Source organism: Microcystis sp. M44BS1 (genome assembly GCF_020244875.1).
GTDB lineage: Bacteria > Cyanobacteriota > Cyanobacteriia > Cyanobacteriales > Microcystaceae > Microcystis > Microcystis panniformis.
This window is the reverse complement of record NZ_JADBVM010000085.1, coordinates 22,893-38,039: the sequence shown is the minus strand read 5'-3', so window position 1 is coordinate 38,039 and position 15,147 is coordinate 22,893. Positions and strand designations below refer to the sequence as shown.

Genomic DNA, 15,147 nt, shown 5'->3' with positions numbered 1-15,147 from the left:
CTATTTTTCGGAAAATCCCGTAAGGGACTTGCGCTTTGATAATGTACCTTTTGGGCGAACGCAGTTCGCCCCTACATTGTGGACAAAATCCGTTACTGTAGGGGCGCAATGCTTGCGCCCTCTTTGAACAACTTCTGCTGCTCACCTTAAGTGAGAGAAAATCACCAATATGATCCCATTTTTCTTTATTTGCGTCACAACGAATGCAGGCTTGGCAAGCATTCGAGCGTGGATGTCTGTCATGGATTGAGAAATTTGGTATGAGTTAAAACTTGTAGGATGTTTTGAGTGAGCAGCAAAACGGAATAAAACGGGTTTGGTCGTAATATTTCCTTTGTCTGTTTGTGTTTTTTGGGCAAGAGGAGGTAAGGATTGATGATACTCAACCCCTCTGTTTACGAATGATACAGGGGTATAAGATAATTCATAGTTAAAATCAGCAATACCAGAACCCTTTACTTTTTATTATCAAACTCCAACGATAAAATCACCGGCAGTTAAAGCTAATTGTGGGGAGAGGGTAGCCAACTGAATCGCCATAGCTGTAGTGGCACTACCATCGGCATCGAAGAATAAAGCTCCATTGGTGGAATTATAGATAAAACGATGGTCAGCAGTCGTTGCTGTGGTGGCTCCGGCGCCGATGCGGAATTGACTAGAATCGATAGCCGTTCCCAGCGTCAACCCACCACCAAATTGAGACGCAGAAACCACAAGGGTATCATCGATTACTTTGAAATCGGTAATTGAGTCAATGCCGGTACCCGGTGCATTCAAGACAAATTGTTCGAGTCCCGAACCTCCTGTGAGAATATCATTACCATTGCCGCCAACTAGAGTATCATTGCCACTACCGCCTAGCAGGGTATCGTTTCCGTCTAGTCCGGTAAGGGTGTTAGCGGCATTATTCCCTGTCAAAAGGTTATTGCTGCTATTGCCTGTCCCATTAATGGCTAAAGTTCCCGTTAAAGTCAGATTTTCAAAATTAGTGGTTAGGGTGTAGGAAGCAAAACCAACTTTAACCGTATCGGTTCCTGCGTTAGCATTTTCTGTGATTGTATCCCCGACATCAATGGTGTAAGTGTCGTCACCAGCGCCTCCTTCGAGGGTGTCATTACCGGCTTTTCCATCAAGAGAATCATTCCCTTCTAACCCAAGAAGAAGATTATTGCCACTATTGCCATTAAGACTGTTGTTTAGGGTGTTCCCAGTGCCGTTAATAGCAGCATTGCCACTGAGGTTGAGGTTTTCTAGGTTGTCTCCCAAAGTGTAGGTAAAACTAGCTGTGACAGTATCAGTTCCTTCGTTAAGATTTTCTATCAGGGTATCTCCCCCATCAATGGTGTAGTTATCATTGCCGCTGCCACCCACGAGAGTATCATTACCTAATCCCCCATTGAGGTTATCGTTACCTGCTAATCCTTCCAGTCGGTTATTGCCGTTATTTCCTGTCAGGCTATTGTTACTGCTATTACCTGTGCCGTCAATATTTCCTGTAGCGAGTAAGGTTAAATTTTCTAGGTTATTAGCGAGAATGTAGCTGAAACCCGCTTTTACGGCATCGGTTCCTTCGTTGGGATTTTCAACAATCGTATCACCGGCATCGATAGTATAAGTATCATTGCCAGCACCACCAACGAGAGTATCGTTACCTGCCTTGCCATCGAGATTATCGTTACCTGCTAATCCTTGCAGTCGGTTATCACCGTCATTACCAATTAGCGTGTTATTGAAACTATTTCCCGTGGCATTGAGGTTATCTGTTCCTAACAGGGTGATATTTTCTAGATTGGTTGCTGTTAAGTCGAAATTAATCGAAGTTTGAACAGTATCGGTTCCTTCGTTGGCATTTTCGACAATGACATCGTTAAGGTCATCGATGATATAGGTATCGTTGCCTGTATTTCCAATTAGGCTATCAACACCCGCACCGCCATTGAGGGTATCATTGCCAGCATTACCGATAATTGTGTCGTTACCTGCTAGTCCGCCGAGGTTATCATTGCCACTGCCGCCGATGAGTTCGTTGTTGTTGGTATCTGCGTCATCATTGGTAATTGTGCCTATCACGGCTGCGGTTGTGCCAATCGTGTAACTGGTGCCACTGGTGAGGGTAATGCCAATGGTTTCATGGGGTTCAACGATATTATCAGCGGTGGGATTGAGGGTCAGGGTAGCGGTGGATGAGCCGGCTAGAAATGTAATCGAACCTGCTGTTGCACTGAAACTATTACCCCCACTACGGGTGTAGTCATTGCTGAAAGTAGCCGTTCCACTGACGTTGAAGTTAACGGTTAAAGAATTAGTTTTGTCTCCAGTGCGAGTGAAGGTATAGATAAGGTTCGGTGAACCGTTTTCATTGACATTACTGGGATTAACCGCTAGACTGACTTGCGGCAATTCTATAGCGGCAGCAATGAAGACAAAAGCCTCCGAGTTCAGTTCTAAACCAGTAAGATTGGCGAAAATAGCGATAAGTTCATCTGGTTCACCCACCGGCTGGTCTAGGTAGAGATGGGTATCGTTATTGACGGTTTCTAGACGATAATAACTCTTGTCGCCGTGCAGTTGTACGATGTCATCTTCGATCGAGCTAAAGTCTTGAATTAGGGCGTAGTCTGTGGCACCATTACTGCTATGATTGCGATCATCGTAGCTCCACCAACTTTCATCACCGAGGATAAAGCGATCGCTGCCTGTTCCTCCCGTCATTGTATCAATTTCATTAAGACCCGGGGTGAGGCTATGGCTATCAACTCCTAAAAGAGTGTCATTACCTGCTTGTCCATCGAGGCTATCACTGCCGGTTGTTCCTGCCAAAAAATCTTGATTACTGCCGGTGATTAAGGTTAATCTATCAATGCGATCGTAGGTTACTTGGTTATCAGTGGTGTTGATACTCCCTGAACCATTGCTGTAGGTTGAGGAGACTGGAGTTGTTAGGCTAGAATAGCCTACGATCAGGTGGTCGATGCCTTCCCCCCCATCTACCGTATCTATTCCTAAACCAGTGTAGATGACATCGTTGCCTGTACCACCTAAAAGGTTATCATTACCGCCGCGTCCTTCGAGGGTGTCGTTACCATCTTGTCCATTGAGGGAATCATTGCCATCGTCACCGATGAGGTAATCGTCGCCACCACTTCCGGGTACAATTACGCTTTCTATGCCGGTGATAGTTGCGGGGAAAACGATATTTCCAGAATAACCCGGTGCTATGTCAATGCGATCGTTACCGCCACCGCCGTCGATGATACCAGTATAGGGGCCATAGAAGATAAAGATATCATCCCCATCGCCCCCAATAACTGTACCTGTACCACTCAGGTTAAAGGTATCATCTCCCACACCACCATTGAGGGTATCATCTCCTGCCCCACCATAGAGGGTATCATTACCCGCGCCGCCATCGAGACTATCATCGCCATCACCACCAATGAGGTAATCTGCGCCACCGTTGCCAAAGATGGTATCGTTGCCAGAGGTTCCGTAGATAGTATCGTTGCCACTGCCACCCTGAACGTTCATTGCTTCGATGTTGGTGTAGGTGACGCTGTTATTAGTAGTGGTGATTGTGCCACTTGTACCCGTATTGGTAGAGGTAATATTGGTGGTTAGGGTAGAGTAATCGAGGAGTAGTAAGTCACTTCCATCGTTACCATTTACGGTGTCGATTCCCAAACCGGGGTTAAGGGTATCATTCCCGATTCCACCCAAGAGATTATCGTTTGCTGCTAGTCCAAAAATCTGGTCATTTCCGCCTAGGCCATCAATGGTATCATTTCCTGGTGTTCCGTAAAGGGTGTCATCTCCTTCGGTGGGGTTGCTGGAAACGTCATTATCAATAATCGTTATTGTAGCTGTATTTGTTCCTAAAACTGCGCCACCTATAGGATTAGAAAGATTGATGGTAAAGGTTTCATTTCCTTCAGAATCAGGGTCATTATTAATGGGAATGGTGATAGTTTTTTGACTTTCTCCTGCATTAAAAGTTAATGTTCCACTAACAGAAGTATAGTCTTGTCCGGCTTTTGCTGTTCCGTCATTGGTGTTATAATCAATGGTAAAGGTTTGCTGGCTAATTCCTGTTAATTTAACTGTTACAGTTGCTTGGTTTTGAGATTCATTAATGGTTGCGTCAGCGATAGAAATGGTAGATGTTCCATCAAGAACCTCGACAATTCCTCTTAAGTTATAGACATTAAATTTATAATCATTCCATCGTCCAATTCCACCCCAATTAAGACCAGCATAGTCCTCATTACCTGAATTATTAGGCTCTCCCGATGCCCAATTTGTATAGGTAACAGGTTCACCATTAATCCATTGCCAATTACCTTCTTGTACTGCATCAGTAAAACCAATCCATAAATATTCAGATCCACCAAAAGCATTAACTAAAAATTGATTTTCTGCTGCATCATTAATGGTAACTAAATTGCCTCCTATTGCTTGCGCTTGTGCTTGTGCATCTGTCCAAGTGGTTGCAGTCGTTAGATAATAAGTAATCGGAGTATCAACAATAGTTAAAGTAGCAGTTTTTTGTGTTCCTAATGTTGCGCCATTAGTAGGATTACCGAGGGTTAAATTTACGGTTTCGTTGCCTTCATAACCAGTATCTTTGACAATGGGAATAGCAATTTTCTTGCTGGTTTCGCCATCAGCAAATGTGACCGTAATCAGTGCATTATTGTAGTCATTGGATGCTGTTGCTGTCCCGTTACTAGGAGTAACAGTAACACTAACTTGTCCCTGAGTATTAATGCTACGAGTTAAAGTAATTTCGGTGATAGGTGTACCGTCTTCTTTGACAGAATAATTAGGTTGACTGAAAGCAATTACACCAGAATCAGCCACATCAATTAGGTTAATATCAAAAGATTTATCGTAGGTTAATCCGCCTTGATCTTGCGTCCGAATAGTGATAGTATGCTTTTGATTAGTTTCGTAATCTAATTTAGTTCCATCAGCGACAATTAATTGATTACTGTTAATTGCAAAGCGACCACCTGCATTATCAACTAAACTGTAACTAAAGGTATTATTGGCATCGGGATCAGTGGTAGTTAATGTGCCGATAACTGTTCCGTTAGGGCTATTTTCATCAATGTTATTCTTGCTGAGTTGGATATTTGTCGGGGCTTCATTAACATTATTAATAGTAATGTTAAAAGTAGAAATAGGTGGGTCGCTGGTATTAAATTTTCGTGCATAGATACCGTATCCACTTCCATCTTGATTTTCTGATGTCCAAGTAATGATAACAGAACTTCCATCTGCTAAGGTTGTTATGGCAGGAACCCATTGATTATTAGCAGTGTATTGATTTATGGCAAATTCATTACCAATCTTATTACAATTAGCGTCAAATTGCTGTCCATAAATACCATAACCACTACCATCTTGATTTTGGGATTGCCAAACAACAACAAATCCACCATTACCTAAAGCAGTTACAGATTGATAAAATTGATTTCCAGTAGTATAAGTATTAATTAGAAATTCACTGCCTATTTTATTACCGGTGGAGTCAAATTTTTGTCCATGAACACCATAACCACTACCATCAATACCATTTCCATTCCAGTCTCCAGATTCGTAAGTAACAACAAATCCACCATCAGTTAATACAGCTATTTTCGGGCCAGAACAATCATAATAAGGACTAGAATGAATTTGAAACTGATTGCCTAGCTTATTACCATTGTTGTCATAACGCTGTCCATAAAGACCCCAATGACCATTATTTTGAGGATAGGATTGCCAAGCAACGATTAAATCACCATTATTTAGGGTTATTGCGGCCGCTTGTATTTGGATTCCAGAAGTATAAGTATTAATTGGGAAATTAGTACCTACTTTATTGCCATTAGCACCATAGCGTTGTCCATAAATATTACCATCAACATCTCCTGATTCAGATGCCCAAGTGACAAAGAAACCACCATCATTAAGAGTTGTTACTGAAGGATAAGGTTCCCACCATTGGGTATCTTGAGTATAGGTACTAATTTGAAATTCACTGCCTACTTTATTGCCATTAGTATCATAGCGTTGTCCATAAATAGGATTACCACTTCCATCTTGTAATTTAGATGCCCAAACCACAACAAAACCGCCACTATTTAAAGCTGTAATTGAGGGGTTATATTGAGCATTTTGAGTGTAGGTATTAATTTGAAATTCACTGCCTATTTTATTACTATTAATGTCGTAACGTTGCCCATAGATTCCCCAATCACTGCCATCTTGTCCTTGAGATGACCAAACGATTACAAAGCCACCATCTTTTAAAGCTGTTGTTGATGATTGATGGTAGTTATCATTAAATCCTTGATTATTAGTTGTATAGGTATTAACCTGAAATTCATTTTTGACATCGGCAAGGGTAAATTTAAAGTTATCAGATGTGGTTTCACTTCCGTTATGCTGATAGGTTAAAAGACCATTATCTATATCAGCTTGGCTGAAAGTATCACCCAGTTTTAAAGTTGTACTGGTGGGTACAATTCCTGTTGTCCAAGTTGCACCATAAATTGTGCCATTATTATGATTATTAGTTAAGTCTGTAACCGTATTTCCTGAACCTTCATTAAAGTTCCAATAACCGACCAACCCAGTTTCATTACCTGTTAATTGACGATTCATGTCAGCTTGAATTTCAGCTTGAGTTCTGGCTTTATTCCAGATTCTAACTTCATCAAAAACTCCATAAAAATCTGCATCAGGAGGAACCCAATTACTTTTACCAATATACTGATTATAGCGAATAGTATTGACTACAGGGTAAATATTACCAGAAGCCTTTATTTGACCATTCCAGTAGATATAGGCATTGCCATTGCTATTAGTAACTGCGGCAACATGAGTCCATTGATTTTCAGGAAATATTTCATTGGTAATAATTTTTATTGTGCTACTACCTTGGTAATTTTCCATAAACATTTGACCAGAACTGCCATACCAACCAAGTACAATATTATTATTTATTCTCCCATTTCCCAAATCAATAATTCTCTGCCAATAGCGATGAGAATCTTTAGCATAAACCCAAGCTTCAACTGTAATTGCACCTCCTATAGCACTAGCTGGTAAGTTTACATAATCACTACCTCCATCAAATGATAATGCTTTACCAGTGGGATTATTGAGAATTAACTGACCGTTATCAGGTAAATCAGTTAAGGTATAGATAATCTCTGTGGGTAACTTATTAGTTTCAACAGCTTTAAGAACAGCATTATTAATCAGTTTTGTTTGTCCTTCATCAAGGATGATTACTTGATTAACTTCGTTATCAACTATCGTTAAAGTTGCTTTGTCTTGTGTGCCTATTGTTGCGGCACCTGTGGCATTTGTTAGGGTTAAATTAAGGGTTTTATTACTTTCAAATTGGAGATCATCTACAATAGGAATAGTAATAGTTTTAGAGGTTTCCCCATTATTAAAGATGACAGGGATAGAATTATTAGGATAATCATTAGGACGTTTAGCTGTTCCATCACTTAAAGCTATCGTCGCGCCAACTTGTCCATCACTTCCACCTGTACGATTAATGGTGACAACATTAACGGGTGTTCCGTCTTCATTAACACTAAATTGAGCATCACTAAAGGCTAAAGTTCCGGGTTTTGGTATATCATCATCAATAATAGTGATTGTGACTGCATTAGAATCATGGGGAATACTGATATAGTCATCGGTTCCATCGAATAAGAGAGAATAATCGTTACTCATAATCTACCCCTTCTCTTAGCTGTGATTCCAAGCAAAACCGAGCGGAGATTAGTCGGAAACTAACCTACAAAAATCACCCACACTTTTACCAGATAATTGTGACTAGAACTGTTATAAAAATGCCGAGCTTGACTACATATACCCAGTCAATTGAGCGCAAATCAACTTCTTAGCTGTTCTGACACTATTATAGAAATCCTAGGATCAAAAGTTCCAGTATAAATACTCAATCGCAACAAAAAGAAATAAACAACCAAAATGTTGTTTATTTCAGTAGTCGTGCAAAATTAATTTCCTAGTCGAGACAGGAGACAGATGAACGTAGGTTGGGTTGAAGCATGAAACCCAACGCCCGATTATGTTACGCTACCGCTAACCCATCCTACAAATAATTGTGCCTCCCTACTTATATCAGGGATCAAGAAAAGTCGTCGTTCTACGACGGGGTTTTAAACCCAAATTTTCGATAATCTCGATCGCAGTAGCTTTGCTCTAGCCCACTGGACTTATTTAGTACAAAAACACTATCGCAGACGTTTTAAGCGTTCTTGGAGAATTTGGGCTTGTTTTTCGGCCTCCGCTAAAGCTTGCTTCGTTTTTTGGATTAAAGCTTCTGGAGCTTTTTCGACAAAGCTAGGTTTATTCAAGCGATCGCTCAAACTCTTGATTTCCCCTTCCACTTTAGCTAAATTTTTCGCTAATTTCCCGGCCAATACCGATATATCAACCAATCCGGACAGGGGGATGAGGATTTCTACCGTAGCGACAACACCAGCGATCGCCTGATTGACTTCCTCGGTTAATTTGGCCGTCAAAATTAACTTTTCGATCTTGGCCAGGTCTTTTAAGTACACTTGTCCGCGTTGCAAAATAGCTAATTCTTGGCTGTTTTCTGTCTGTAAAATTGCCGTGATCGTTGCCCCCGGTTTAATCCCTGCTTCGGCGCGCAAATTACGCAACACCCGAATACTTTCAATTAATAACTCAAAAGTATTTTCTAAATCTAGATCGATCAGAGAACTATCAGCTATTGGATAGGTTTCTAAGGCCAAAACCTGCTGATTTTCTTGGGTTAAATGATGCCAAATTTCCTCGGTAATATGGGGCATAAAGGGATGTAATAATTTTAATGTCCCTGCCAAGATAAAAGCCAAAGTTTGCTGGGCCGTAGCACAGGAAACCGATTCTTTATCCTTCCATAAACGAGTTTTCACTAACTCGATATACCAATCACAGAAATCGCGCCAGATAAATTCGTATAGACCTTTTGCCGCTTCCCCCATGCCATAATTTTCTAGATAATCTCTAGTTTTTTGTACTGTTTGATGATAACGAGATAAAATCCAGCGATCGGCTAATTCTAAATTTTCTAAAACTGGTTCTCCCAATTCTTCTGGGGTTTTTCCCTCCAGATTCATCATGACAAAACGGGAAGCATTCCAAATTTTATTGGCAAAATTTCGGGCAGCTTCTACGGATTCCGATTCATCGGTTTTACGGTTGTATTGCAGACTGATATCCTGTCCTGCTCCTGCCACTTCTCGAATTAAGGTATATCGTAAAGCATCGGTTCCATATTTATCAATTAAAATTAGGGGATCGATGCCGTTATTGGCAGATTTAGACATCTTTTTGCCGTTTTCATCCCTAACTAAACCGTGAATATAGACATCTTTAAAGGGCATTTGTCCCGTAAAATAGCCCGCCATCATCGTCATTCTGGCCACCCAGAAAAAGATAATATCAAAACCGGTGACGAGGGTTGTGGTGGGATAATAGGTGTCTAGATCAAGGGTTTTTTCTGGCCATCCCATAGTCGAAAATGGCCACAATCCCGAGGAAAACCAAGTATCTAAAACATCGGGGTCTTGTTGAATAATTATATCCTCTCCATACTCTTGTTTGGCCTTGGCTAAAGCGGAGGTTTCATCCTGAGCAACGACGAAGGGAGTATGGTTAGTAATTTCGTTGTTAGTTTCACTGATAATATACCAAGCGGGAATTTGATGACCCCACCACAGTTGTCGAGAAATACACCAATCTTTTAGTTTAACTAACCAGTCGCGATAAACTTTTGTCCATCTTTCTGGCACAAAACGGGGCGAGTTTTCCTGATCTAAACAGGCTAAAGCTTTTGTGGCTAAAGGTTCAATTTTAACGAACCATTGGGTAGATAAAAGGGGTTCCACGGGAACTTTACCTCGATCGCTATAGGGGACACTATGACGATAGGCTTCAATCTTAACTAAAAAGCCGTCTTCATCGAGTTTTTTAACGACATTTTTGCGGGCAACAAAACGATCTTGACCTGCGAATATTCCGGCATTTTCGTTTAAACTGCCGTCTAAATTCATGATATTAATAAAGGCTAAATTATGGCGTTTACCCATCTCAAAATCCTTGGGATCGTGGGCCGGCGTAACTTTGACGCAACCAGTACCGAATTCGGGATCCACTAATTCATCGGCAATAATCGGGATTTCTCGCCCCATTATCGGTAAAGTGACGGTTTTGCCGATTAAATGGCGATAACGGGGGTCTTGCGGGTTGACAGCGACACCAGTATCACCGAGCATGGTTTCGGGCCTTGTGGTGGCTACTTGAAGATAACCGCTACCATCGCTGAGAGGATAGCGAAAATACCAGAGATTTCCCTCAATATCCTTGTTTTCCACCTCTAAATCGGAAACGGCCGACCGGGATTCGGGACACCAGTTAACTAAGTATTGACCGCGATAGATTAATCCGTCCTCATAGAGTTTGATAAAAGCAGTACGGACAGCATGGGAGAGTCCCTCATCCATGGTGAAACGTTCCCGCGTCCAATCGACGGATACCCCCAAGCGTCGCAGTTGATTAACAATGGTACTACCAGACTCCTCTTTCCATTGCCAAGCGCGTTCGAGGAATTTTTCCCTTCCTAGTTGATAACGGTCGGTTTTTTCGGCTTTTAATTGGCGATCGAGTATAGCTTGTACTGCAATACTAGCGTGATCCGTGCCGGGCAGCCAGAGGGTATTTTTGCCGGTCATGCGTTTGTAGCGAACAAGTGTATCAATCAAGGCACTCTCGAAAGCGTGACCCATGTGGAGACTACCGGTAACATTGGGAGGGGGGATGACTATACAGTAGGTTTCGCCGCCTTTTTCGGGGTTTGCTGTAAATATTTCTTGATTTTCCCAATATTGCTGCCATTTCGTTTCTGTGATCTTGGGATCGTATTGCTTCGATAGTTCCGAGGTCATGATGGGGGGATTCTACAATTCTTAGTTCTTTGTCAATTGTCCCACATTTGGGAGAGATCAAATTCTGGTTTAGTTGCTGGGTAAAAATTTTCAAAAGTCTTATTAAGATAGCTGTTAAGCTGTTAAGTATTTAAATTGCTTGTTGAGATTAGGCAAAAAGCAACCCCCCCCCAACCCTAGGGTTGATTCATGAATCAACCCTACTTAATAAGGGGGAGATCGGCACCCCCCTTATTAAGGGGGACAGAGGGGATCGAACCTAAAATCCATTTTTAATTTAATTATAACCAGCTACTTAAATTATGACCATAGCCACAGATAAAAGTACCTATAGCTTTGCCGAATATTTACAACTAGAGGAAACGGCAGCCTATAAACATGAGTATCAAGATGGGGAAATCGTACCGATGACAGGAGACACTACCGATCATAATAAAATTGCTCTCAATTTTGCCGCTTATTTAAAATTTGCCCTCAAAGGACAGAAATATAATATTTTTATCGGTGATGTGAAATTATGGATAGCGCAATATCGTCAAGCAACCTATCCCGATGTGATGCTAATTGAGGGTGAACCGATTTATTATGAAACTGGCAAGACAACTGTTACCAATCCCAGATTAATAGTAGAAGTCCTCTCAAAATCAACTCAAAATTATGACCAGGGCGACAAATTTCTCTATTATCGTTCGCTGCCGGAATTTCAAGAATATATTCTGATCAGTCAAAGTCGTCCCTATGTCATGCAGTATAACAAAACTGAGGAAAATAAATGGTTATTAACGGAATACGAGGGCGAAAATACCAGTTTATCTTTAACTTCTGTCAATTTCGATCTCAGTTTTCAGGAAATTTACGAAGGAGTTACTTTTAATATAATCAATGATTAAACCAGTTGTTTAAACCAGCTTAAGTTAACCAAAGAATCAATCAATTATGACCATAGCCACAGATAAAAGTACCTATAGCTTTGCCGAATATTTACAACTAGAGGAAACGGCAACCTATAAACATGAGTATCAAGATGGGGAAATCGTACCGATGACAGGAGGCACTACCGATCATAATAAAATTGCAGGTAATTTTTACTTTTATTTACGCCTAAAGTTACCACAGTCTAACTATAAAATATTTATCGGTGATGTTAAATTATGGATAGCGCAATATCGTCAAGCAACCTATCCCGATGTGATGCTAATTGAGGGGGAACCGATTTATTATGAAACTGGCAAGACAACTATTACCAATCCCAGATTAATAGTAGAAGTCCTCTCAAAATCAACTCAAAATTATGACCAGGGTGATAAATTTCTCTATTATCGTTCGCTGCTGGAATTGCAAGAATATATTCTCATTAGTCAAAGTCGTCCCTATATCATGCAGTATAACAAAACTGAGGAAAATAAATGGTTATTAACGGAATACGAGGGCGAAAATGCCAGTTTATCTTTAACTTCTGTCAATTTTGCTCTCAGTTTTCAGGAAATTTACGAAGGAGTGATATTTAACGATTTGCCTTGAATTTTCGTTTTTTTGCCAGTATTCTCGCCAAGAAAGTCCAGAAATCTATCTCTATAGGCTCAATTTCGCCGCTAAAGCGATCGCTACTGGGAAAATGCGATGTTCTTGCACTTGAATGCGTTCGTGGAGACTGGCCGCGGTATCATCCGGGAGAATGGGAACCACTGCTTGCATTAAAATTGGGCCACTATCTACCTCCGCGCGAGCGATATGCACAGTACATCCGGTCACTTTTACCCCTGCCGCTAAAGCTTGTTCCACGGCGCGCACACCCTTAAAACTGGGTAGTAAACTAGGATGGATATTAATCACGCGATCGGGAAAAGCATCTAGTAAAACCGGGGTGACAATTCGCATCCAGCCCGCCATAATTACCCATTTTACGCCGTATTCTTGGAAAGTTTCTACTATTGCCCGATCGAGTTCTTCTCTGGGTTTAAATTGACGATGATCGAGGAAAACCGCGGGGATATTGTAGTGAGCGGCTTTTTCTTTTACCTTGGCATCGGGATTATTGTAGATGAGGACAGAAATCTGGGCATTTAGCTGTTTTTTGGCGATCGCTGCTGCTAAAACAGCAAAATTGGAACCACTACCAGAAGCCATCACTCCTAAAGAGAGGGTTTCCTCTAGGGGAATATCGGCCAAACTAAGATCGGGAGAAATTAAACTGGGGGAAATTGTCATCATATTTTATAAGCGAGTTCGAGTGCATTGCAAAAGCTATTGAGGCGATTCAGCAAAGCATTATAGTAAGAATAAGCATCATCCCGTTCCTCTTGGAGATAGGCATACAAGGTTAGCTCAGGCTCTGAAGCTAGGTGATTTTTAGGGATATCGAAACCGACTTCGGTTAGGCGCGTCGATGCGATCGCAACTAGCAACGCCCCAATGGTATTGGACTCACCATTGTGAAGATCCCTCAGTCCGGGTAAGATGATCTCGGCCCCTGGCAACTCATTGAGATTCATGATTGTTTCTCCTCTGGTGGATATTCAAAACGTTCAATAAAGTTCTCGACTCTGCTTCTCAGCACATCACGGTTAAGAGAGGGTGAATCGAAAAAATCCCCATACCCCTATCTCCCTTATCCCCGTTGTTTCAAACCGGTTTCAATAGCGGCAATGACTGTTTCTATGACTTTAACGCGGGCGAAATACTTATCATTTGCCGCCACAATCGTCCAGGGGGCGACGGGGGTGCTAGTACGGGCTACCATGTGATTAACTGCCACATGGTAGAGGGGCTGTTTTTCCCGATTGCGCCAATCTTCATCGGTGAGTTTATGTTGACGATAGGGGTTAGTTTGGCGTTCGTTGAAGCGATTTAACTGTTCTTCGGGGCTGATATGTAACCAGAATTTGACTAAAACACAGCCTGAATGGGTTAATTGTGCTTCAAATTCGTTAATTTCTTGATATGCCCGTCGCCACTCCATATCTTTAGCGAATCCTTCCACTCTCTCCACCAAAATCCGTCCATACCAACTGCGATCGAATATACCGATAGTTTTGGCTGCGGGTAATTTCCGCCAGAAGCGCCAGAGATAATGATAGCGGTGTTCTTCCTCCGTCGGAGCAGCAAAGGCAATCACTTGATAACTGCGAGGATCGAGGGTATCGGTTAAGCGTTTGATCGCCCCTCCCTTACCGGCGGCATCCCACCCCTCAAAGAGGACTAAAACGGGAATATTTGCCTGAAAAATCTCTAATTGCAGTTTTCTTAATTCTACCTGTGCCTGACGCAAACGGATTTTATAGTCTTCTTTTTCCAATTTGGCACTTAAGTCCACTCTCCCCAGATAATCGGGTTCCGTGGGCAGTAATTGGGCTTGAGGTGGTAGATTGACAGGGGGTTCGATCGGTAATTGCCGCTGATCCAAAGCTTGAGCGATCGTACCGACTAATTGGGAGAGAACTTTTACCCGGGCCCAACGTTGACAGTTGCCCTCCACCAATATCCAAGGGGCGGCCCCCGTGCTAGTGTAGGTAATCATTTCCTCGGCTAAACTGGCATACTCATCATAACGTTTGGCCTGTTGCCAATCTTCCGGACGCACGCGCCAAGATTCTAGCTCATTTTCGGCGTATTCTTTGATGCGTGACTTTAATTCCCTTTGACTGAGGTGAATCCAGAATTTAGCGATTGCGACCCGATCATCAGATAATTGTCGCTCAAAGGTGTTGATATCGCGCATGACTAGGGGAATCTGGGAGGAGGGCAATTTATTTAAGAGTCGATCCTCTAGTAGATGGGTGTACCAACTGTGATAAAAAATGCCGATACTGCCTTTTGCTGGCAGTTTTTGCCAAAATCGCCACAAAAACGGGTAACTTTCCTCTTGGGGGGAAGGGGTTAAAATTGGATGGACGGTAAAACCGCGCGGATCCATATAGTTAACCATTTTTTTGACTAAAGTTCCCTTGCCTGCCGCCGCCCAACCTTCCAAAACCACCACCACGGGTAATTTACACTCCCAACAGGACTTCTGTAGCGATCGCAGTTGTTGCATTAAATCTTTAATTTGTGATTGATAAGTTTCCTTGTCAAGGGAAAGAGATAGATCGAGGGGACTTAACATGATGGTCAACTCAAAGCAAAATTAGGGTATAAAGTTATAGACAAGTCAATTTCAAATAGGTAT

7 protein-coding genes are annotated in these 15,147 nt (G+C 41.8%); 2 read left to right on the top strand and 5 right to left on the bottom strand.

From position 1 onward, the window contains the following. Positions 1-468 precede the first annotated feature (468 nt). Positions 469-7,737, bottom strand: a complete 7,269-nt coding sequence (locus tag IM515_RS05920; protein WP_287627446.1) for a Calx-beta domain-containing protein — start codon at positions 7,735-7,737, stop codon at positions 469-471. A gap of 524 nt (positions 7,738-8,261) precedes the next feature. Then, positions 8,262-10,982, bottom strand: a complete 2,721-nt coding sequence (locus tag IM515_RS05915) for a valine--tRNA ligase (RefSeq protein ID WP_287627444.1) — start codon at positions 10,980-10,982, stop codon at positions 8,262-8,264. Between the two features lie 302 nt (positions 10,983-11,284). On the opposite strand from IM515_RS05915, the gene IM515_RS05910 reads away from it, so the two are divergent. Further along, entirely contained in the window at positions 11,285-11,872 is a 588-nt protein-coding gene (locus tag IM515_RS05910; RefSeq protein ID WP_287697913.1) for a Uma2 family endonuclease, read from the top strand. Between the two features lie 46 nt (positions 11,873-11,918). Then, positions 11,919-12,503 (top strand): Uma2 family endonuclease, encoded by a 585-nt coding sequence (locus tag IM515_RS05905; protein WP_287627442.1) that lies wholly within the window; start codon positions 11,919-11,921, stop codon positions 12,501-12,503. Positions 12,504-12,554: 51 nt separating this feature from the next. On the opposite strand, the gene purN is transcribed toward IM515_RS05905, so the two are convergent. From purN to pap, 3 genes are all read right to left on the bottom strand, one after another. After that, entirely contained in the window at positions 12,555-13,193 is a 639-nt protein-coding gene (gene purN / locus IM515_RS05900; protein WP_287627440.1) for a phosphoribosylglycinamide formyltransferase, read from the bottom strand. Beyond that, positions 13,190-13,474, bottom strand: coding sequence for a hypothetical protein (locus IM515_RS05895; protein WP_002769454.1), 285 nt, complete (start codon positions 13,472-13,474; stop codon positions 13,190-13,192). The genes purN and IM515_RS05895 overlap by 4 nt, the downstream gene beginning before the upstream one ends. A 116-nt stretch (positions 13,475-13,590) precedes the next feature. Next, positions 13,591-15,084, bottom strand: coding sequence for a polyphosphate:AMP phosphotransferase (pap, locus tag IM515_RS05890; RefSeq protein ID WP_287627438.1), 1,494 nt, complete (start codon positions 15,082-15,084; stop codon positions 13,591-13,593). Positions 15,085-15,147 lie beyond the last annotated feature (63 nt).